This window comes from Enterococcus salsurae, assembly GCF_054784955.1.
This window is the reverse complement of the sequence record NZ_BAAHWY010000003.1, coordinates 66880-88416: the sequence shown is the minus strand read 5'-3', so window position 1 is coordinate 88416 and position 21537 is coordinate 66880. Positions and strand designations below refer to the sequence as shown.

The window sequence follows — 21537 nt, the reverse complement described above, 5'->3', positions numbered from 1 at the left end:
GCAATCGCTATCATTGACTAAAATCAATTTTAACAGAACAGCCATGGATTGAACATCCAAAACTGGCCTTTACTAAAAAAAAGCCCTAAATAGGACTTTTTAGATATAGTCAACAAAGCGGGCACGGAATTTCATGTGCAAGTGACTGCCGAGGATCAACAACATAAATGTAAGACACCAGAAAATCAATGTGTAGGTTGTTTTTTCCCAAACCCAGGCGCGGGAGAGAAAGGCATCTCTAAATCCTTCAATTAAATAATAGATTGGATTCAATCTGAGTATTTTGATCAGCCAAACAGGCATATTCCGATTGTTGATATCCCAAATTGGGCCAGATACGTAAAACAGTAATCTTAATACTGATTGCAAGAAGATATGATAATCCCTAACCAAAACAGTGATCGTTGCATTCAGCAACCCAAAAGCAAACAAGAAAACGACCATCGCTATAAAATAGTAAAAGAATTGAAGCCAATATAATGTTGGCGTTACTCCTGCAAGAAACAATGAGCCGACAACGATCGCAACCATCGGTATATAAGAGGACAAATTACTAATGATATTTATCGAAGGTAATATACTTACAGGAAACTTCATTTTGGCAACCATACCAACTTGACGATGTATACTGTTTGAAGCGCCTAAAATCGATGCACTGATATAAAACCAAGCAGTGATCCCAATCAACATCCATATAATAAATGGTACGCCATCTATTTCTCGATTTCCGTTTACACCTAATCCAAATACCAAGTAGTAAATACCAACTTGGATCGCAGGATTTAAGATCTGCCACGCCAACCCTAGATAATGGCTTTGATACGTTGCCTTATCTTCATATCTCGACATGCGGAATACAATACCAGCATGCTTAAATTGTTCTGTAATAACTGCTGCAATTTCTTTCACAAAATTCATCCTTTTTTATTTGAACTAAATAAAGAAGTCCTTCTTTATTTGAAAACTTGACTGATTACCTCAAGCGGATTTTTGATTGCATAAGTCAACGAGCGATCGCTGAAGGAAACCAACGCACAAAATATAGTTGCCACTGTAACGAATGTTAAAATCCCTTTGGTTGGCCAACTCATCTTTTCCCCAAGGGGTGTCCGTTTCAAATTTTTGAGGATTGTTTGATCGGAAAGATTTTGTTGCTGTAAGAATTCATCCTTTTGACTCTTTGTTGCTAATTTTTCTAACGTGAAGGCTTTTTGATCTTCTTTAAATTTATCCTGATAACTCTTTTGCTCTTTCTTGGGCTGTTTTTTAAACCAATCGATAAACTTCCGGTATTCGCCCATCACTTCTTCAGTTGGGCCAAACATCCGTAAATCCCCATAATGCATCCAAATCGTTCGGTCACATAACTTTTCAACTTGACCTAATGCATGGCTGACAAAGAAAATGGTTTTGCCAGCTGCTTTGAATTCCATGATTTTATCTACACATTTTTGATAAAATGTTTCATCTCCAACAGATAAAGCTTCATCTATGACTAGAATATCAGGGTCATTATGCACAGCGATAGCAAATCCCAAACGAGATTTCATCCCACTCGAATAACTTTTGACAGGTTGATTGATAAAGTCGCCTAAATCAGCAAAAGCTACGATTTCAGGTAGCTTCTCATCTATTTCTTTATTGGTCATTCCTGACATAAGCGCCTTTAAGCGAATATTCTCAAGACCAGTCAGTTGAAATTTCAATCCTGCGCCGATGGCAATGATCGACGTATCTCCGTTTACTTCCATTGTGCCTGAAGTTGGCGGAATAATCCCGCTGATCACATTCGATAATGTCGATTTACCAGAACCATTAATACCAATAATACCGACTGATTCTCCCGCTTTCACATCAAAACTTACACCTTTCAATGCCCAAAAACGAGGTACATTTCGATGGTAAAACTTAAATAAAGCTTTGACTTTATCTGATTTTTTTTTGTATAAGTCGTATTCTTTCGTGACGAGCGTCGCCCGCACTTTGATTTCATTATCCACTATCTTCATCCATTCTAAAAGAATTTCTCGTTGGTTGCTACAACTCACCCAACATCATACCATATTTTCAACCTCGTTTACCTACCATAATAAAAACAAGTAAGAAAATCTTAAAATATCCGTTGTTCCAGACAAAAAGGCATCTTTCAAAAGATGCCCATTACAGATTTGTTTCAATTAAGTGAGCTAGTTGTTCAACTTCAAGTCTTTCTTGATTTGTGTCGTCGAAATTTCAGGCGTTCTTGCCAAATAAACAACCTCGGCATCCGTTTGTTCTTGAACAAAATCAAATTCTCCTGCCCAATCATCCCCCATGACAAATGTATCCACATGGTATTCTTTGACATCAGTCACCTTTTGCGCCCAACCTTCTTCAGGTATGACTAAATCCACATAGCGAATCGCTTCTAAGAGCTGCTTTCTTTTTTCGTAAGAAAAATAGCATTTTTTTTGTTTTTCATTCCAATTGAACTCATCTGTTGATAAAGCAACGATCAAGTAATCGCCTTGTTCTTTTGCTCTGCGCAAAAGATTGATATGTCCATAATGCAATAAATCAAATGTACCATACGTAATGACTCGTTTCATTTGTTTACCTCTTAACTTCCTATTTTGACTAATACAATGAAGATACCAAAAAAAACACAAAATGGCAAATCAAAAAAGCTGAGTTGCCTCAGCTCTTGATGCAAACAGTCAGATTTTACTTACTTCAGCAGCTTGCGGTCCTCGCACACCTTCAACGATTGAGAATGTCACAGCTTGACCTTCTTCAAGAGATTTAAATCCATCCCCTTGAATCGCTGAAAAATGCACAAAAACATCTTGTCCGCCTTCTGTTGTAATAAACCCAAAACCTTTTTCATTGTTGAACCATTTTACTTTTCCTTGTTCCATATCTTATATAGCCTCCATGCATTCAATGTAAGACGAAATCGTCATGTCCATTATATTCTATTTTGAAAGCGTTCGCAACGAGGAACTAAAAAAAGAAAGCCGAAGCTTTCTTTTCATTTATGCAATTAAGCTTGTGCAAAATATTCGTTGACTTTATCCCAATTAACAACGCTCCAGAAAGCATTGATGTAGTCAGGACGCACATTTTTATATTTTAAATAGTATGCGTGTTCCCAAACGTCCAAGCCTAATACTGGTGTTTGGCCATCCATTAATGGAGAATCTTGATTGGCTGTAGATGTCACAGCTAACTTGCCGTCTTTCACTACAAGCCAAGCCCAACCAGAACCAAAACGGCCAGTTGCTGCAGTTTTGAATTCTTCTTTAAAATCATCAAAGCTGCCGAATGTTTCTTCAATTGCATCTTTGATCGCACCTGTTGGCTCGCCGCCAGCATTTGGACCTAAGATTTCCCAGAAGAATGTATGGTTCGCATGTCCACCACCATTGTTGCGGACTGCAGTTTGGATGTCTTCAGGAACAGAAGAAAAATCTTTTAATAAATCTTCCACAGATTTTTCACCCAATTCAGGATGTTTCTCGATGGCTGCATTTAAATTTGTTACATAAGTATTATGATGCTTATCATGATGCAAATGCATCGTTTCTTCATCGATATATGGTTCTAGAGCGTCGTATGCATAAGGTAAATCTGGTAAAGTGTAAGTCATAAAAAAAATTCCTCCTCAATGATAATGTTTACATATGTAAGATTAGCAGAGAAATTGCCTTTATTCAAACCTTATGCTTACTTTTTGTCTATTTATTATCCGTGAAGATCCAAAACTTGCTGAAAAGATAGTTTGCCAAAACGACGACGATTTGGGTCACGATCTTAGCGGATAGGTCCCCACTGTGCAATAAAGAAATCATCACGTACATACACAACATATCCAAGCCTAATGAAAGTATCCTGAAAAAAATAAATTTGGCAAAGGATAACCAAGCGGCGCGTCTATCGACTGTTGTTGCCTCGAAAACCCAAATTTTATTTGTGAAATAAGCAAATAAAACAGAAATTGCCCAAGAAATAACATTTGCCACCTGATAATACAACCCAAACACATGACGGCACAGCAAATAAACGGCGATGTTGACAACAGTCGTCATTCCACCAAAAAATAAATAGGTGAACGGTTCCCATAATTTCTTTTCTTTTAATAATTGTTTTAAGTCATCATATTTTTGCATTGATACTGCCTGCCTCCTAAGATCATTTCGATTTCTAAGTTTTTAAGTGAATGCCTTGTAATCTGCTAGCCCCTTCGTTACAATTACTCTAGTTATACCACAAAGGAGTTATTCATCATATGACATTCATACAAGTTTTAAAAACTGCCTTTTTTCATATTCCACTTATCAAGTTTATCAGCAAGGCAGATTTTTCAAAAGTGATTGTAATTTTGCTTGGTTCAACCGTTCTTTTGGCCATTCCGATCACGCTGCAGGTGATCGATATTTTTCAAGATGTACAAGCGGATAGTCAAGAAATTGCCCAATCCATTCCTGATTTTACGATCGTTGACGGCCAACTGCAGACAGTTGAGGAAACGGAAGGATTTATCTATCAAACCAACTCGATCATTTTCACTTTTGATCCTCAAGGCAAACGGACCCCGACTGACGTTGCCGCAGATGTCACAGGGTCAAGAATTGCTGTTGGTTTGTTAAAAGAACAACTGATCGTCTATTTGCCTTCCTCTGGTCTGTCAGTTTCACTACTGGATTCCAATCAACTCGATTTTGATTACAGCGAACCCGCATTAAGAAATTTGAATGGTGCTGCGATCAAAGACGCCCTTGCGAATCAATCGATTCCATGGCTGATTAAAATCGTCGTCTTTATTGTCGCTTTGTATCCCACTTTTCTCAGTTTATTGGTTACATTGATCATGGGCAACTTTATTGCAACCATTTATACCAAACTAAAATTGTTTCCATATACCTTTTTTGAAAATCTGAAAATGTTGATCGTTAGTGCGGCTCTGCCTTCTTTGATTAGTGTGCTCGTTCAATTCATTTTGCCTTCTTTTGATAGTTCGACTTTCATTTTATTCGCCTCTTTATTTTTGTTTACACAAGGTGTCAAAAACACACCGAAGATAGATATCAGTCGCTAAACAAGCCATGCTCAATCGTTTGAGCATGGTTTTTTTTTATTTGTCTGCTACACTAAAACAGAAGGAGTGAATGAGATGACAAAGATTATTTTAGCAACGCGAACATTTAGAGAAGAATTTTATCAACAAATCAACGCCATAGCCCCAGAGTATCAGGTCGTGGTGGATGACGGACAAGCAACGATTCCGTGGTCGCAAGTTGCCTTGACAGTTGGTTGGAAAGCTGATTGGGAAGCGCATTTATTGACTATTGATAGCAATCTAAAGTGGGTACAAGCGATCTCTGCTGGCGTTGATACACTACCGTTAGCTGCTTTTGCGCAGCATCAGATCCTTGTTTCAAACGGCAGTGGTATCCATGCACAATCGATCACTGACCATTTGCTGGCACTACTCTTTATGGAAAACCGAGGTATTTTCAAAGCCATTCAATTGCAGCAACAGCAAAAATGGGCGCCATCGGCTATTCCTTATGCAAAATTGGCGGATAAGCGGATCCTCATTGTCGGCACTGGACAAATTGGCCAACAATTAGCGAAATCACTCGCGTTCTTCGGGGTTCAACCATTTGGGATCAATACCAGCGGCCATCCAGTCGCAGGCTTTACTGAAACCTATGCTTTCAATGAATTAATACCAGAGGCGCGGAAAGCCGATTATATCATCAATATTTTGCCACTGACCGAAGAAACCACACATATATATGATCAAGCATTCTTTGATCAATTAAAAACCAGCGCGTCATTTTATAATGTTGGCCGCGGACCGAGTGTGGACACAAAGGCGCTCGCAAACGCATTGCAGGCCAAACAATTGGCATTTGCCGCTTTGGATGTCTTTGAAGAAGAGCCATTGCCGAGTGATGATCCCTTGTGGTCTGTAGAAAATCTGCTGATCACACCACATATTTCTGGCCATACACCACACTTCCAAAAGGCCTTCATGGCTATTTTCCTGGAAAACTTAGATGCTTTCGTTAAACAAGACAAACTGACCAAGAATGAAATTGATTTATCAAAAGGTTACTAAGTCAAAAGGTTTTATCCCAATCAGGCAAAACGATACAAAAAGAAGGCCTATCACCACGATTTGTGATAGACCTTTTTGCTATTTGCGTTTCGCTTGATCTTGTTCCGTTTCTTTCAAAAAGTAAAGCGGACGATTTTTGGTTTCCAAAAATATCTTGCCAATATATTTCCCAATAATGCCTAAGCACAACAATTGCAAGCCACCAACAAATAAGAAAATGCTTACCATTGATGGCCAACCTGACGTTGGATCGCCTAAAATAAACGTACGAATGACAATAAATATCATCGCAACAATAGAACCGATACAGGAAAATGCCCCTATAAATGAAGCGATATTTAATGGTGTATCCGAAAAGTTAACGATCCCGTCTATGGAATATTGGAATAATTTCCAGAAAGACCACGACGTTTCTCCTGCAACACGCTCAATATTGTCATACGCAATATATTCTGTTTCAAATCCAACCCAACTAAAGATCCCTTTGGAAAATCGATTGTATTCCGATAATTGCAGTACTGCATCCACCATATTGCGTCGCATCAACCGAAAATCTCTGGCGCCATTGACCAACTGTGTGTCTGCTATCTTATTAATCACATTATAAAAATTATTTGAAAAGAAACTGCGGATTTTTGGTTCCCCTTTACGATCTGCACGCCGGGTGCCGACACAATCAAGTTCAGGATTGCTTGCCAAGCGCGCAAACATTTCTGGCAAAAGGGTTGGAGGATCTTGCAAGTCAGCATCCATCACGGTGACAAAGTCCCCTTTTGCGGCTTGAAGGCCCGCATATAGAGCGGCTTCTTTCCCAAAATTACGGGAGAAGGAAAGGTAGCGAACACTCTCCGGATTGTCTTTGTATAAGCGTCGCAAGACGTTCAATGTTTGGTCAGAAGACCCGTCATTCACAAAAATATATTCAAACGGCATATCCACGGCTGGTTTCACTTTCTCGGTTTCTTTGAAAAAGAGCGGCAAACTTGCTTCTTCGTTGTAACAAGGTACAATAATCGATAACATTCCATTCATCTCCTAAGTCAATCTCATCGCAAAAGATAGACTAGCTTCTATCATTTTTATCTTCGTTAAATGCGTATTTTGGTTCATCTAGATCGGCATCATAGTCTACGACTAGATCATAGCCCTTAAAGAACCATTCATCCGTTTCATCGATAAAAAATAGCAGATCGTCGATTGTTTTTTGAACAATTGCTCGTTCTGGCTTATCCACAGACATGCCGACTGAAAACCCATCATGGATTTGTGTTTTTCCGTAAATTTTCCCGAAAAAACGCACACCTCGTCCATCATCTACGACCAATTCTTTTTTAAACCACGCCAATGCTTCGGGGGTCACTGTTAATTCCATTTTATTCACTCCTAATCATTCATATGTTCATCTAAAATATCGACGTCATCTGTATTCCCAATGACCAATAAATTGTCATTTTCTCTCACCAATGCATCAGCTGCAGGAGACACGATGACCTGTCCTGGACCACGACGGATCGCCACTACAGTCAAACCGTATTTCTGACGAAAATTTAAATCCAATAACGTTTTGTTGAAAAATTTTGGATTCGATACGCGAATCTCTGCCAATGAGAATTCATCTGACAGTTCAATGTAATCCAAAATATTTTTGGATACCAGATTATGTGCGATCCGAATCCCCATGTCTCTTTCTGGATGGACAACGCGATCCGCACCCAGTTTTTCTAATACGCGGGCATGGTACTCATTCTGTGCTTTGGCTAAAATATTCGGCACGCCCATTTCTTTGACCATCAAAGTCACCAGGATACTTGCTTGGATATCTTCCCCAATCGCCACGATGACATGATCAAAATTACGGATCCCCAACGAACGCAGCGTCATTTCGTCTTGCGCATTGCCCACGACCGCATGGGTCGCAATATTCATGTACTCATTGACACGGTCTTCATTGCTGTCGATCGCCAACACTTCTTGACCTGATTCTATCAATGTACGGCAGATACTGCCACCAAAACGCCCTAGACCGATAATTGCATAATTTTGTTTCAACACAAACGCTCCTTTGTATTACAAATCAATTCTAAGTATAACAAAAACCTCCTCGGCTGACCATGAGGAGGTGTTTACATGCACGTTTATTTGATCAGACCATGTTTGAAGGCGTAAATCGTCGCTTGCGTACGGTCTTCCACCTCTAGTTTTGACAAAATATTCGACACATGGGTCTTGACTGTTTTCAAGGTGATAAATAAGGCATCGGCAATTTCTTGGTTGCTGCGGCCTTCCGCTATCAACAATAAGACTTCTTGTTCCCGATTGGTCAAGTCATTGTGTAAAATAGGCGTTCGATTGGTTAACCGATCCATCATTTTTGTGGTCACTTCTGGCTCTAAGACCCGTTCTCCCCGTTGTGTAGCCCGTATCGCTTCCGCAATTTCATGCGCTGTTGAGGTCTTAAGCAAATAACCAGCCGCACCAGCTTCAATCGCCGGGTACACTTTTTCATCATCAATAAAACTTGTGACAATGATGATTTTGGCTTCCGGCCACTCTTTCAAAATCGCCTTAGTCGATTCTATCCCATCCATTTCATCCATGACAAGGTCCATCAATATCACATCTGGACGCAAGGCCATAGCTTTCTCATAACCGATCAGACCATTTTCAGCTTCGCCGATCACTTCTATATCATCTTGGATCGATAAGTAAGAAGATACCCCCAAACGCACCATTTCATGGTCATCTACTAACAACACTTGAATCATTTTTACGCCTCCTTCAACAATGGTACTTTGATCTCGATACTTGTTCCCTGATTCTTAAAACTAATAATTTTTAATGTGCCGCCGACCGCACTGATTCGTTCCCGAATATTCATCAATCCATAACTGCCGGCTTTTTGATTCTCAGTATCAAAGCCAACCCCATCATCGATCACGCGCAACAGGACATTGTTTTCAATACGATGGAGATACACTTCCAACTCATCTGCTTTGGCATGCCGCAACGTATTGGATAACAACTCTTGGATCACTCTAAATAATTGATCTTCAATCGAACTTAGCATACTGAATTCTTCAATGTCCCATTTCAAGGAAATTTTTATTTTGGTTTCTAACTCTTTTAATAATTGCTCGATCCCTTGCTTCAATGTTTTGCCTTCAAGGGTCACAGGGCGCAAATGAAGCAGCAAGGCCCGCATTTCTGACTGTGAAGCGTTGATAATATCCGTAACCATTGCTAGCTGCTTTTTCTGGGCATCAGGCGCATCATTACGAATCGCTTGCTCATTCAAAGCAGACATCATCATCATCGCTGCAAACAATTGTTGCGAAACCGAATCATGCAACTCTCTTGCTAGCCGATGTCTTTCAGCTTCCAAGATTTCTTCTTTGGTTTGGCCATCGACAAACTGTGGCCGGGCATTTAATTGCTGCAATTCCATTGATGTTTGTTTCATTTTTTCTTGAATACTTTTGATGTCACGATCAACATCCGCTATCAACCGATTTTCCGGTGCATGAGGAATCGCCATCTCTAATAACGGGCTGTCAAAATTGCCGCTGGCCAACAGAAACAATTTCTCTTCCACCGGACCATACTGACGACTACGGAAAAAAGAGATCGTAATAAACACCAATAAACCAATCAGCAATGAAAGTACCAGTACATGAAAAACGATGGGGACAAAAAACAATTTGATTTGAAAAACTTCTACGATCCAATTTTCTTTCCCACTCGCATATAGATACGAAAAAAGCATAAAGTTCAGGGTAAAGAAACTAGCCAGACCTGAGTAAAATGCGATCATACCTCTCGAAAATTTAGTGATCATACGCGAATCACCTCTAAATCACCTACGATCGTATTCGTCAAAATCTTCAAGCGACGATTGTTTTCGGTGTAATCCGCGCTGTAAATCGTGACGCGTTCATTTCTCAAACCAGTTTGTTCTCCTTCGAACAACACATTACCGATAAATGTACTGTGTTCCAATTTAATGGCTACGCCAGAAGGCACCAAGATGCGGGTTCGGCCAAAGCCTTTACGTACGATTACGGCATTTTCTTTCTTAGGCAATAAAGTATTGCCTAAGTCAATGATCGTATCCCCTGTCAAAATATCTAAGTTGATGTCATCCCATTCATATACTTGACTGCCAATCCGTTCATTGCCGATCCATTGCTGCTTTCTTTTTTGCGGATGGCTGTCTTTCGGTTCTTGTGTTTCAACAATGATCATCTGTTTTTTACGCCAAAATGAGTGTTTAGTAAAATCAACACCCGTCAGTTCAACACCTTTTAAGCCAATAAACAATATGGCGAAAATCAACATCAACCACAATGCAGGACTATTGATCAAACTAATGAAAATGGCGATCAATCCAGAAACCATCAAAAAATTGGTAAAATTACTTTTTCGTTGTCGCCGCTGCACGACTACCAAACATAGAATACCCATAATCAATAAAAAGAGAAGCGGCGGATTTGATAAAATTTGCCAAATTGCAAATAGCAAAAGCAATGCTTCAACGACGAAGAAAAAACGCCAAGGGCTTTTCATTTCAGTTCCTCCTCCTAATGGTTCTCTCTTATCATAACGGATAAATAGCAATTATCCATCAGTCTATAGTCCGAAAAAGGACCCTGTCAGCTCTATTTCTCTGACTTGAGAAAGAACAGCAGGGTCCACTATGATTGGATGGATGGCTTATAACGATCAGCTGTTTTTGACTTCAGTGATTTTCACTTGCATATCGCCGCCGGGTGTTGAAATCGTTACTTCATCATTGATTTTCTTACCGATCAAGGCACGAGCGATTGGCGAATCATTGGAGATTTTACCAGAAAACGGATCTGCTTCTGCACTGCCAACGATCATATATTCTTCTTCATCGCCATCTGGAAGTTCAACGAAGATCACTGTTTTTCCGATTGTCACTTCATCAGAATCAGCACCTTCATTGTCGATGATTTCTGCAAAACGAATCATTGTTTCCAACGTTGTGATCCGGCCTTCAACAAAGGCTTGTTCATCTTTGGCTGATTCGTATTCTGAGTTTTCTGATAGGTCGCCAAAACTGCGGGCAACTTTGATACGTTCAATGATTTCACCACGTTTTACCGTTTTCAATTCTTCTAATTCTTGTTCTAATTTTTCTTTTCCTTCAAGGGTCATAGGATATACTTTTTCTACCATAATTATTCTCCTTCTAGTAACTTCTACTAACTGCTAATAAACCGCAAAAGGTAATCTTTTGCGAATAGTCCACAAAAGATTACCATGCTTTTTTTTAAATGTAAACCATAAACTGATGAAAAATCAATTTGATGTGTTATTGACGTGTTCTTCTACCAATTGCATATGCTGATCATAGGTTTGCGCGAAGTACACCTCTTGTGTTTGGATATCCGCAACGAAATAGTAATAATCATTCGCTGTAGGCGCCAACACCGCTTGGATGGCTTGTTCACTAGGATTGTTGAAAGGGCCAGGACCATAGCCAGTATTGGTATATAAATTATAAGGCGAATCAACAGCCGTATCTTCATAGGTTACCAATTCTTTGTGTTCACCCAGTGCATATAGGATCGAAATATCCGATTGCAATGGCATATCGATCGCCAAACGATTGAAAAATACTTGCGCAATATTCTTGCGGTCGTCTTCTTTGCTGCCCTCTTTTTCAACCAATGAAGCCAATGTCAAGACCTCTTGGACGGTCATTTCTTTTTGGGCGATTTGATCGTAATACTTCGACATGACAGCATTCGATTTATCCACCATTTGTGTGACCACTTCTTCTAACGTATTGCCAGTGTAATAGTCATACGTTGCTGGGAACAGATAACCCTCTAATCTATAACGGACACCTTCCGCATCCGCTGCACTGCCTAATAAATCAGGATACGCTGTTTTCATTTTTTCGAAGAATTCATCGCTTTCCATCAATGCCAAGAAATCATCTTTGGAAATATTGGTGGCCTCTGCTAAGGCATCACCGATCTGATCAACATCATAGCCTTCCGGAATCGTTACTTTGGCATCGGAAGTGACTGATCCTTCACCATTTTGCAGCATCGTACTGATTTCATCTAACGTCATACTTGGTGAAAATTGATAATTGCCAGCCTGAAAACCGGTCAAATTATTAAATTTAGTATAATAGTTGAAGATCATGCCGCTTTTGATAATATCGTCGTCTTCCAAAATTTCACCAATAGCCTTATTTGAAGAGCCGCTTGGAATTTCCACCGATACGGTTTCTTTATTGCTCGTATCTAGAGGCTGCAGACTAGAAGTGACATAACGATAGACCGAAAAACCTAAGACCCCGCCAATCAACAATAAAGCAAGAACCACGATCAATACGATACGATTCACGATCCGGTCTTCTTTTTTGCGTTGCATTTTACGCCGATTGGCCGACCCTTCTGGTGAAGCGGTTTTCTCCGATATGGTTGATCGCCTTCTGGCAGTCGACTGTGTTTCATTTGTTCTTGAATGAGTGTTTCTATTGTCTTTATTCATAGTTGACCCAATCTCCTGTTGCGTTTGAATCGTTTGATCCTCTGAATCGCCATTTGATGGTTCTTGGCTTGATCGAGAATTGTTCAAAGCACCAAGTACTTCGTCTTTAAAGGATTGCTCCTCTGGATGTTGTTTACTCAAAACAACTCCTCCTAACTTTCGTAATACTGGCTTGTACCATTATACACGAAAGTTTGGGGGAGGGAAATAGTATATATAGATACCGATCATTTATTAAACAATTTGAAGAAAATAATCGTTCAGCTATCTTTGAAGCTTCATAAAAATCATTGAGCCAAGACAAACAAACAAAGTCATCAATGCTAGAACTATTGACATCATAATAATCGAACTAGTCGGATACGAAACAATGATTTTATTTAAGCCTATATTTGAATGAACGATGATCGTACCAATGTCAGAGAGTGTATATGATACTTCTTTTCCGGTACCACCATCTTTTACTACCGTTTGATGATATTTAAATACAGGGATGCCTATATCAGATTCCGTATCACTTTCCCACGATATAACCAGTTGACCATCTTCTACTGTTTTATCGAACTGATTGTTTGGACGTATCACATATTCCCAATACTTGGAATAAGGATCAAATGTCTCAAATTCTTGATTCGTTATTGATTCTTTTAAAGGTAAATAATCAGATGTCCCTTTTTGAACAATCTTGAAAATTTCACCCAGGTCATCATTTCTTAGACTATTCCTAAGTTCTGTACTAGATATAGATTCTGGTTTTCTATTTGGAGAAGCTAATACATTCTCTGAACGCCATTCCCCCATCCTATCTAAAATTCTATTTTGTGCATTCGATACAGAAAAAATCATCCCTATAATCAATATGACTAATAGATTCTTTTTCTTTAATGATCGGACTGTTACATGGAGTGAACTTAAAAACAAAACCGTTGGGACAATAATAAATCTTGAGGGAAATTGCAGAACTGATTCCAAAACAGGGAAATATCTTGAAAAAAATTCCCACGGGAAAAACCTACTAGATAAAACCAAAAAAAATCCTCCTGTACAAACCAGTAATCTAATTTTATTATCTTGATTACGCCAATTAATCATTGTTTGAATCAAAGGTAAAAATAATAATACGGTCAGGAATAGACCAATATTAGCTTGACTAGTCCCAGCTTGAGGAGAAAAATAGACTGAATTCTGTAATAAATCTAAAGGTACAGTCTGTAATAGATAATTTTCTGAAAATACCTGATACATTCCTATCCAAACATTTAAACTTAAAAAGACTGCTATCAACACTGACAAACAGATGTTTTTAATAAAAGACCATTTTTTTTCAGTCATAATAAGCGCATATATGATAAATGGTGCTAAAACTAATGTAGATAATAGTGAGGAAAAAATATGCGTTTGTAGTAAAATCCCCATACTCAATCCTAGTCCCACAATAGAAAAATTAAAATGCTCGTTAGTAACCATTTCTATTCCATAATATATCACATATGGAATAAGCATATTTCCGACACCTGTAAATGATCCAGCCACATTCCACGAAGAAACAAAATAAGTAGACATATAGATAATCCCTACCAAAATTGCAAACAAATTAGAGGACGCCATTTTTTTTGAAATTTTATAAACCCCGTAAGCACCTATTACATTAATCAAAAAAGATGTAATTAGCTGAAAATGAATCCAATTTTTGCAATAAAGTAGTATGCTTCCTAATAAATAGGCCATACCTGGACCATATAAAGCGTTCACTATTCTTGCAGATTGTTCGTAAGAAAATAGTGAGATAAAATAGCTGAACTGACCAGTTCTTATCTGCATCATAGTTTCATAGATTCTATTCATATGAAAAATTGAATCCACACCTAAAATATAACCATTAGAAAAAATTTGCGCACTTTGAATAATCAACGATGCGATTGAAAATATGAACACCGCAACAATCATATTTCTACCTTTTAACATTTTCATATCTATACTCCCTTAGCATCGTGTTCAGATATATTCAATGATGATATCAGACATCCTGAGTGTCTACAAATAATAACTCCCAATTTTGCAAACATATCTCTTCATATTCATCTGAAGCAAATCTTTCTTTAGGTAACAGTCCGTCAAGCCCAGCTTTAAAACCAGTAATCAATCCTTCTAAAGAGTTCTCAACAACCATAGTTTTTTCAGTCCCACCTAGAATATCTATGGTCTCAGGGATATTCGTCATAATAACGGGCGTATCAACAGATAAAGCTTCTAGAACAACCATACCTAAGCCTTCATAACGACTGCTAAAAATAAAATAATCTGCTTCTTTTAACATATTAAATGGATTACGAATATTTTTCAAAATAAAAATATGATTTTTTTTGTTGCTATTCGCCACTTGCTTATATATACACTCTTTTTCAGGACCATAAGACTCTATCAAAATCAAATAAGCATTGAGATCCTCTACCGATTCAAAAGCTTTAATTAATCGATCCAATCCTTTTTGTTTAGAAAATCTACCTATATTGATAAATACTTTTTTATTAGGATCTAATAAAATATCCACTAAACGATCGGGTACACTTGGTGCCAGTGGCTCAAGTGCTAAACGTTGAATCTTATTTATATTAATTGGCATGTTTAAAACAACTGTATTTGCCTCTGGTACAAGTTTTAATATTTTTTCTTCCACGGTCTTCGTTACACATACTACACGTGTAGCCTCTTTATACGCTTGAAATATAATGTTTTTTTTCAAATAACGATTCAATGCCAACTCTTTTTCAATATCTGTATGAACAAATACCATAGTCTTTATTCCCACTTTTTTTAAGATCCACATCCATGCTGCATAGGATCGATCATATCCTGGATAGTGTATGAAATAATCTGGATGTAGATTGGGATATTGCCTATCAAAATCCCTAAGATACATTCTCTGCACATCTGTTGTTGCAGCGGGTAACTGATTCATATAGCACATTGATGAAAAAGCTTCTTTTAAGGTAGACTGTACTTTGCCTTCAGCGATAAATGTGTATACCCCTTTAGGTAAGTTTATGATTTTATGCTCTAAATTTTGAGGAATCATACCATCTTGCCATGTCAAAATGTAATTTCTTTTCTTTAAATCAATTGTATGAAAAAAGTTCATCAGTGAGGCGGTGATTCCATTATCAGCCAACTGATAGGCGTAGATGAGCACATTCTCTTTTTGATTCCAATTTTCAAAAACCTGTATATTATTACGTTTCTCATTAGCTAGTATAAAATTTAAGACTTGCTGCGTCCCATATTGACCATCAAAAGGGCAATACGTTTGACACAAAGATGTATAATCAACCTCTGCATGCTCTCTTAAAGCCAATATCAAGTCTTTGATACTTGTTACTTGTTTAAAAGGTAACTCATTTGGTTCTATATACATCCCCCTATCTTTACGATATAAGTGCTCATCATAAGTGAATAAGATGACTTCCCGATTAGTCACAATAAAGTCAAACATGATAGATGAATAGTCCGTAACGATTTTATCGACCGTTTGCAGAAATGTATACGTTTCTTCTTCAGGAAACTTTTTTAAATGTTTGAATTGATAAGTATCAAAGTCGAAAAGGTTGGCTTCATATGGATGTAACTTAACAAACATTTCTTCTGCATCAGATAGTAATTCATCTAATTCAACTAAATGATTCACTAATTCTAATGATACTTGGATATTACTTGTTGAGGACCCTCTCCATGTAGGCATGTATACAAATCTCTTCTTTATAGCTCGATCAATAAAAAGTCCCGCATTTCTTGGAGAAGGCGCCACTACGATTTGATTTTTTACGATATCAACTAAGCCAAAATCTTTTTGAATGATCTCTTTTGTGAAATGATTGCTAACAAAAATTTGGTCTGCCATCGCTAAATTTCTTTGTACATTTCCATAACCTTGTACTTGTGTCGCTTTGCCTAAATGTTTCAAGGGTGTGCCGTGCCAAAAAATATAATATTGTTGATCTTCGCGTTTATGAAAAAAAGACCAAAAAGACGTATCATTGATGAGTATTTCTGCTGTCGCTAAGTATTCAAAGTATGGTTTGCTCAAATGATTTACTTTGAACTTGGCATATTTTAAAGGTAATACGACCGAATCCTTGACTGCAATTCGAAAATCATACTGAGGATAAAAATCGATAAGAGACTCGACCAAAGCAAAAATATGACCCGAAAATTCACGTCCATGTGTGCTTTCAAAGAGAATCATCTTTTTCTTGATTGGTAATTGTTGATATTTTAAGTATAACAACTCATTGGGTGTCATCATATTTTGTTTTATTTTTTGAATGACTGACATTATTAACTCCTATTAAGTAATTTTTAAAAGGTTCCTATGGTGAAATAGTAACACAAATAGCTACAATTATGAACTTTGCTGATAACACAATGTTCATAATTATAGCTATAGTCTTCTTATTTATTCACTTCTATCTCATGATAAAAGCTGTTGATCGCTTGTTCATTGTATAAATATGGATTGAATTTTTTGAAACTCTCTTGATGTAGTTTAGCTCTTTCTAATCCATCTTCAATATCTTCTACACTCGTTCCATTCGTCAACAAACCATATTCTTCATTTGCACCTATAACATTGATATTTGCTGGAATATTTGATGCCAATATATTCATACCCAATGTCAGAGATTCTAACAAGACCATCGGCTGACCTTCATAGAAAGACGGTAAAATAAACAAATCTGTTTCTTTCATAAAATTGAAAGGAGAACTTAGATGCCCTAATAAGAAGACAAAACCTTCTTGATGATTTTCTTTGACACATTCAATCAAATCATTTTCCAAAGGCCCTTTACCTAATATAAACAACCTACTTTTAGGATATATGTTTCTAAATCGAGCAAATCCTTCTATAAGGCTCTTTTGATTCTTTTCCGGAGAAAGTCTGCCCATATTTACCACATTAAAAAAATTATTGTCTAGGTGAGGTACGTTTTGCCTAGCTAAATCAATTTTTGGTAAAACATAGTCCAATGATTCAAGTTGATTCAATGCATATTGTGCTTTGTCGAACTCTGTTTCCGTTATTTCTTTTATATCTTCCGAATCTATATAACCTATGACTGCATTATTAGGAAAAGAGAGTTTTACATATTTCTTTTCTCCGACAATACAAATTTCCTTCATCCTAAAAACCATTTCAAAATATTCGTCTGAAACAGTAATATTTTCAGATCCAGTCGTCCCTTTAGGTGCAGTCCACATTTCAATATCACGTTGATTGATTATTCGTGCATAAGATTCAACTACTTTGACACTATCGGTATAAGTAACCGGCGAAGATACATCCATCTTACTCATCCTACTTAAGAAATAAGCGTTTATAGGTGACATTTTTTTGGTTTCATGAACTCTCATCAAAGGTTTTGGTGAAACCCAACCTAGAGTTTTCTTATTATATTTTACCAAGAAATATCTACCCGCATCTGTATATGCTACTTTCTCAATCTCAAGATATCTATTCGCGAATGGTTTTATATAAGTCAGAATCTCATCTTTTTCTGTATTTGTTTTGATATCTTTCCAAATTGGATAATTTAAAAATCTTGCCACAGTAGCAAACCCATGAAAATCTTCAATTTTCTGAACTTGATTGATTTTTGGTAACACATATCGCTCATTGATCCAGCCTAAGTACTCATTATCTACTGAAGTCTTATAAAACTTTTGTTCAAAAACAACCATTTCTGCATGCTGAACAACAATTGAATCGTGCCTAACATTGGTTTTCATGAAAGATTCTGTTTCCAAAGCAGCAATGTTTTTAGCATATTCAATTTCTCCTGATACTTTAAACCTTAGAATATTACGTGTGACTTTTAAAGGGCTGACAGCTTCATCTATTTGCTTTTTTTCAAGTATTTTATCGATATTAATCGTATTATACACGTATGACATTTGTTCTTTTTTTACATAATTATGAAGATTTTCAAAATTTACATCTCTCGTCATTGGTGACACACTAAGCAATTTATCAAATTTGTAATATATAGAAAACAATCCATTTAAATCCCGAAGCATCGGCATTTTACCATTTACTTCTCGCTGTGAATCGGAGTATAGATCATTATGCATGAATGCAACATATTTCTTCGCATTCGAAGCTAATATATGCCGACCCCAAAAATAACTATAGCCACTGAAATCAATCGCGACATCGAAAGTCAAATTTCCTGTTAAACGATTCATTTCTCTTTTATAGCCTATTTCCGGATAATCATTTCTTTGAGAAACCGATACTCCTTGATCCGCAAACTTTTTGTTCAGCATTTTTTCTTTTCTCGTTAAAATATCGATGCCAAATCGAAAAAGTGGACGGACATTATCATTCATAGCCTTGAAGTTATTATTGATTTCAGCACCTTTTGGAGGATTGGCAATAACAGTTACATCGTATTTAGAATAATCAATGTTATTGGTTAAATTCAAGAAACTTGAAGTAATCCCGTTGTTTCTCATACCGCCAGGAAATATTAACAATTTTTGTTTTTGCGAATTTACATGGTGAATCACCATATTATCGACATTTTTGTTATCAAAGATATACTCTACATATTTTTTCGTCACTGCACCATCATCATAAGGCGTCATCCGTTTGGCTAATTGATTATATTTAACTAGATACTTCTTATGTTCGCTCTCTACCGAATGTATTAGAGAAATCAATTCTCCTATGTTCTCAGCAGTCGGACCAGGTAATTCATCATCTGTCAAATACATACCTCGTTCGAAACTATATAAATCTTTATCCCATGCGTAAAAAATGATCGGTCTTTTTGTCACTAAAAAATCAAAAAATATACTTGAGTAATCCGTAATCAAAAGATCTGTCATAGATAAAACTTGATTTGGGTCGATTAAATCTGATATCAACACACCATTTAGTCGTTCATCATCCTTGATCTCAGAAAAAATAAATGGATGAACTTTCACCAAAACATTATATTGTTCGTTAAATTCATCTTTTATTTTTAGTGTTTCATGAATAATTTGTTCAATATCATCTGTGGCTTGATGCACATTCTGCCCTTTCCAGGTTGGACAATACAGCAATGTTTTCTTCGTGGAATCAAGTATGATTCCAAAACTTGATAATTTCTCTTCGATATATTTCGTATCATTAGTCAGCGTAAAATCAATTCTCGGGTATCCACCTTCGAGTATTTGACCTTCATAAGCACCTTTAAGCTTGTATGAATCTATAAAAATGTTAGAGGTATGATTGTTGGGAGATAATAAATAATCCGTCATTAAAAAGTTTCTTAGCACATTCTGCGAGTGTGCCAACGATCCTGGAATATCAAAGCCCATATATTTCAATGGAGTTCCGTGCCAAGTATTGATATATACTTGACCCGGTCTTTTAACAAAAAAAGACTCAAAAGTAGAATTGGATATCAAGTACTTTGCTTTTAACAAAGCATCTACGTATTCGATAGATCCACGATAGACAAATTGCGCTTTTTTCTTAAGTTCTAAAGGAAATGATTCCTTGATCATTTCAATAGATTCATCTACCACCCAGATGTGATTAAAATTCAAATATGTTTCATTTTCAGCTAAATATTTAAATATGGCCAAGGGTGAATCAACGATAGATTTTCCATCTCTAGTTTCATAAAGGATAACATTCGAATCAATAGGTGCAGTTTCATAGTTTTCTGCATAATGTAATCTTAATTTCTGATTCTTGCTAGGAAAAAATAAACGTTGTGCAGAATTTATTTTTTTATATATTTTTTTTAAAACCACTTTAGTTCCTCCATCATATTTAAGTAAGGATTTATTTTTCAAACCAAGTAAAGTTATCGAAATACATTTTACCTTTTCTAGCCATTTTTGTAAAACCGATTTGGATAATCCTTCTAAACGTCTCAATAATAACTCCAGAAATAAATATAATTGAAACTGTTAATAAAATATGAATAATCAAATTTCTTTGATCAAAATATTGATTCAATTTAAATAAATCTTCCCATATAATTGATCGTATATACTTATTGTCATGTATTAGATAAATACCAAAAACGGTAGACGATATATAATTTATGATGCGGTTGGAAAAATGAGGCAATTGTACAAAAATGAGAAATAAACTCACGCTGACTACTAATAATAAATATGACTCTTGTTTTGATAAGATAGTTGAAGAAACTTGAATTTGATTGTCAATATCTTTCAAATAATCTAGTACAACAATACTAGACAAATTAAAAAAAACCGCAAAAAAAGTCATCTTTATCAAACTAAATATATTGGGTATGTCATTTTTATATTTTTTAAAGTAAGACGTGATTAAAAATAAAAAAATAAACCAAATAATATCGTTCCCAAAATCAAAACCAAATAGCGATGGTGCTATAGAAAAAAATAGACAACATAATAATAATAACTTTTGAAATTCTTTTTTAGAAAGGTGACATATCAAAATATTTAGAAAAGGGATAAAAAAAAGTAACATTACATAATTCGTAACATACCAATATCTAAAGGTCAATACTGGAAAAAACATTTCGATTAAGGAATCTAAATCTATTTTTTCTAATCCTATACTAGACAATATGAAAGGTATAGAAACAGTATACATAATAACTGGTAACCATACCTTTGTGACCCTAGACCATTTAAAGCTTTTGTCATATAAAAACCATGCTGACAGTATAACGAATAAATTACTACCAACTTTCCCTCCAATGATAAGAAATTGTACCAAGTATTCATTCAATGGATATGTTGAGTGCTCAGACCAATTCGTATATATCATGGCATGATGAAAAATTATAAGTATTATACTAATTATTCTTAATAGTTCTAGTTGAGAGTTTCTACTATTTTTTTGCATTTGTTAGTCT

At 36.4% G+C, this 21537-nt stretch carries 20 protein-coding genes; 2 read left to right on the top strand and 18 right to left on the bottom strand.

Annotated features, from left to right (window positions below):
• Positions 1-99: 99 nt before the first annotated feature.
• From ACYVRS_RS08630 to ACYVRS_RS08605, 6 genes are all read right to left on the bottom strand, one after another.
• The gene (locus ACYVRS_RS08630) at positions 100-909 is read right to left on the bottom strand and encodes an ABC transporter permease (protein WP_054116833.1); all 810 of its coding nucleotides are present in this window, start codon (positions 907-909) and stop codon (positions 100-102) included.
• Between the two features lie 44 nt (positions 910-953).
• Positions 954-2009 carry an ABC transporter ATP-binding protein gene (locus tag ACYVRS_RS08625; protein ID WP_313539836.1) on the bottom strand — a complete coding sequence of 352 codons (1056 nt, stop codon included), beginning with the start codon at positions 2007-2009 and terminating at the stop codon, positions 954-956.
• 177 nt (positions 2010-2186) lie between these two features.
• Positions 2187-2588, bottom strand: a complete 402-nt coding sequence (gene tagD / locus ACYVRS_RS08620) for a glycerol-3-phosphate cytidylyltransferase (RefSeq protein ID WP_054116554.1) — start codon at positions 2586-2588, stop codon at positions 2187-2189.
• A gap of 108 nt (positions 2589-2696) precedes the next feature.
• Complete coding sequence (locus ACYVRS_RS08615; RefSeq protein ID WP_054116553.1) at positions 2697-2897, bottom strand: cold-shock protein; 201 nt, start codon at positions 2895-2897, stop codon at positions 2697-2699.
• A 125-nt stretch (positions 2898-3022) separates the two neighbouring features.
• Positions 3023-3628 (bottom strand): superoxide dismutase, encoded by a 606-nt coding sequence (locus ACYVRS_RS08610; RefSeq protein WP_054116552.1) that lies wholly within the window; start codon positions 3626-3628, stop codon positions 3023-3025.
• Between the two features lie 88 nt (positions 3629-3716).
• Positions 3717-4148: a GtrA family protein gene (locus ACYVRS_RS08605; protein WP_054116551.1), complete on the bottom strand. Its 432-nt coding sequence runs from the start codon at positions 4146-4148 to the stop codon at positions 3717-3719.
• Positions 4149-4267: 119 nt separating this feature from the next.
• Between ACYVRS_RS08605 and ACYVRS_RS08600 the strand changes: the two genes are divergently transcribed.
• Entirely contained in the window at positions 4268-5077 is an 810-nt protein-coding gene (locus tag ACYVRS_RS08600; protein WP_461198343.1) for a DUF1189 family protein, read from the top strand.
• 75 nt (positions 5078-5152) lie between these two features.
• Positions 5153-6106 (top strand): phosphoglycerate dehydrogenase, encoded by a 954-nt coding sequence (locus ACYVRS_RS08595; RefSeq protein ID WP_461203157.1) that lies wholly within the window; start codon positions 5153-5155, stop codon positions 6104-6106.
• Positions 6107-6184: 78 nt separating this feature from the next.
• Here ACYVRS_RS08595 and ACYVRS_RS08590 read toward each other — a convergent pair whose 3' ends face one another.
• From ACYVRS_RS08590 to ACYVRS_RS08535, 12 genes are all read right to left on the bottom strand, one after another.
• Complete coding sequence (locus ACYVRS_RS08590) at positions 6185-7129, bottom strand: glycosyltransferase family 2 protein (protein ID WP_054116548.1); 945 nt, start codon at positions 7127-7129, stop codon at positions 6185-6187.
• Between the two features lie 40 nt (positions 7130-7169).
• On the bottom strand, positions 7170-7478 hold the full coding sequence (locus ACYVRS_RS08585; RefSeq protein WP_312499604.1) for a HesB/YadR/YfhF family protein: 309 nt from the start codon (positions 7476-7478) through the stop codon (positions 7170-7172).
• A gap of 11 nt (positions 7479-7489) precedes the next feature.
• Entirely contained in the window at positions 7490-8155 is a 666-nt protein-coding gene (locus tag ACYVRS_RS08580) for a potassium channel family protein (RefSeq protein WP_054116546.1), read from the bottom strand.
• Positions 8156-8241: 86 nt separating this feature from the next.
• On the bottom strand, positions 8242-8871 hold the full coding sequence (locus ACYVRS_RS08575; RefSeq protein ID WP_313540561.1) for a response regulator transcription factor: 630 nt from the start codon (positions 8869-8871) through the stop codon (positions 8242-8244).
• Between the two features lie 2 nt (positions 8872-8873).
• Positions 8874-9941: a sensor histidine kinase gene (locus ACYVRS_RS08570; RefSeq protein ID WP_461203156.1), complete on the bottom strand. Its 1068-nt coding sequence runs from the start codon at positions 9939-9941 to the stop codon at positions 8874-8876.
• A complete protein-coding gene (gene liaF, locus ACYVRS_RS08565; protein ID WP_461203155.1) occupies positions 9938-10669 on the bottom strand; it encodes a cell wall-active antibiotics response protein LiaF in 732 nt (243 codons plus the stop codon). The genes ACYVRS_RS08570 and liaF overlap by 4 nt, the downstream gene beginning before the upstream one ends.
• A 156-nt stretch (positions 10670-10825) precedes the next feature.
• Positions 10826-11305: a transcription elongation factor GreA gene (greA, locus tag ACYVRS_RS08560; RefSeq protein ID WP_054116542.1), complete on the bottom strand. Its 480-nt coding sequence runs from the start codon at positions 11303-11305 to the stop codon at positions 10826-10828.
• A gap of 123 nt (positions 11306-11428) precedes the next feature.
• Positions 11429-12637 (bottom strand): endolytic transglycosylase MltG, encoded by a 1209-nt coding sequence (gene mltG, locus ACYVRS_RS08555; RefSeq protein ID WP_461203289.1) that lies wholly within the window; start codon positions 12635-12637, stop codon positions 11429-11431.
• Between the two features lie 264 nt (positions 12638-12901).
• Positions 12902-14608, bottom strand: coding sequence for a hypothetical protein (locus tag ACYVRS_RS08550; protein WP_313538183.1), 1707 nt, complete (start codon positions 14606-14608; stop codon positions 12902-12904).
• A gap of 46 nt (positions 14609-14654) precedes the next feature.
• Entirely contained in the window at positions 14655-16967 is a 2313-nt protein-coding gene (locus ACYVRS_RS08545; protein ID WP_461203154.1) for a CDP-glycerol glycerophosphotransferase family protein, read from the bottom strand.
• Between the two features lie 116 nt (positions 16968-17083).
• Positions 17084-20563 (bottom strand): CDP-glycerol glycerophosphotransferase family protein, encoded by a 3480-nt coding sequence (locus ACYVRS_RS08540; protein WP_313538179.1) that lies wholly within the window; start codon positions 20561-20563, stop codon positions 17084-17086.
• Positions 20469-21527 (bottom strand): acyltransferase family protein, encoded by a 1059-nt coding sequence (locus ACYVRS_RS08535; protein WP_461203153.1) that lies wholly within the window; start codon positions 21525-21527, stop codon positions 20469-20471. Before ACYVRS_RS08535 ends, ACYVRS_RS08540 begins: the two co-directional genes overlap by 95 nt.
• Between the last annotated feature and the right edge of the window lie 10 nt (positions 21528-21537).

Bases quoted from the DNA above. Each gene is read 5' to 3' on its own strand.
- ACYVRS_RS08550 (WP_313538183.1), bottom strand. From the start codon at position 14,608: ATGAAAATGTTAAAAGGTAGAAATATGATTGTTGCGGTGTTCATATTT.
- ACYVRS_RS08605 (WP_054116551.1), bottom strand. From the start codon at position 4,148: ATGCAAAAATATGATGACTTAAAACAATTATTAAAAGAAAAGAAATTA.
- ACYVRS_RS08585 (WP_312499604.1), bottom strand. From the start codon at position 7,478: ATGGAATTAACAGTGACCCCCGAAGCATTGGCGTGGTTTAAAAAAGAA.
- ACYVRS_RS08570 (WP_461203156.1), bottom strand. From the start codon at position 9,941: ATGATCACTAAATTTTCGAGAGGTATGATCGCATTTTACTCAGGTCTG.
- ACYVRS_RS08625 (WP_313539836.1), bottom strand. From the start codon at position 2,009: ATGAAGATAGTGGATAATGAAATCAAAGTGCGGGCGACGCTCGTCACG.
- liaF (WP_461203155.1), bottom strand. From the start codon at position 10,669: ATGAAAAGCCCTTGGCGTTTTTTCTTCGTCGTTGAAGCATTGCTTTTG.
- ACYVRS_RS08615 (WP_054116553.1), bottom strand. From the start codon at position 2,897: ATGGAACAAGGAAAAGTAAAATGGTTCAACAATGAAAAAGGTTTTGGG.
- tagD (WP_054116554.1), bottom strand. From the start codon at position 2,588: ATGAAACGAGTCATTACGTATGGTACATTTGATTTATTGCATTATGGA.
- ACYVRS_RS08590 (WP_054116548.1), bottom strand. From the start codon at position 7,129: ATGTTATCGATTATTGTACCTTGTTACAACGAAGAAGCAAGTTTGCCG.
- ACYVRS_RS08610 (WP_054116552.1), bottom strand. From the start codon at position 3,628: ATGACTTACACTTTACCAGATTTACCTTATGCATACGACGCTCTAGAA.
- ACYVRS_RS08575 (WP_313540561.1), bottom strand. From the start codon at position 8,871: ATGATTCAAGTGTTGTTAGTAGATGACCATGAAATGGTGCGTTTGGGG.
- ACYVRS_RS08600 (WP_461198343.1), top strand. From the start codon at position 4,268: ATGACATTCATACAAGTTTTAAAAACTGCCTTTTTTCATATTCCACTT.
- greA (WP_054116542.1), bottom strand. From the start codon at position 11,305: ATGGTAGAAAAAGTATATCCTATGACCCTTGAAGGAAAAGAAAAATTA.
- ACYVRS_RS08595 (WP_461203157.1), top strand. From the start codon at position 5,153: ATGACAAAGATTATTTTAGCAACGCGAACATTTAGAGAAGAATTTTAT.
- ACYVRS_RS08535 (WP_461203153.1), bottom strand. From the start codon at position 21,527: ATGCAAAAAAATAGTAGAAACTCTCAACTAGAACTATTAAGAATAATT.
- ACYVRS_RS08545 (WP_461203154.1), bottom strand. From the start codon at position 16,967: ATGTCAGTCATTCAAAAAATAAAACAAAATATGATGACACCCAATGAG.
- mltG (WP_461203289.1), bottom strand. From the start codon at position 12,637: ATGAATAAAGACAATAGAAACACTCATTCAAGAACAAATGAAACACAG.